Source organism: Microbulbifer okhotskensis, from assembly GCF_023895975.1.
Classification (GTDB): domain Bacteria; phylum Pseudomonadota; class Gammaproteobacteria; order Pseudomonadales; family Cellvibrionaceae; genus Microbulbifer; species Microbulbifer okhotskensis.
In genome coordinates this window covers 1-204 of sequence record NZ_JALBWM010000620.1, presented here as the reverse complement: position 1 = coordinate 204, position 204 = coordinate 1, and the positions used below count along the sequence as shown (strand labels likewise).

Below are 204 nucleotides of genomic sequence, written 5' to 3'. Positions count from 1 at the left end.
GTGAAATCACAGCGGAGCAGCTGGAAGAGATTCGCAAAGAATTATTCTACGGCTATCAGCATCGCTGGCACGATCACAAGAGCGAGCGCACCCGCTTTATACTCAAATCACGCCAGATAGGCGCCACATATTATTTTGCCTGGGAAGCGTTTGAAGACGCCATAATCACAGGTGACAATCAGATATTCCTTTCCGCCAGCCGCA

Annotated in this window: 1 protein-coding gene; it reads left to right on the top strand. The window is 49.5% G+C overall.

Annotated elements, in window-relative coordinates; genetic code table 11:
• The coding region (locus tag MO867_RS23490; RefSeq protein WP_252473590.1) for a terminase large subunit domain-containing protein at positions 1–204 on the top strand (204 nt) is incomplete at both ends.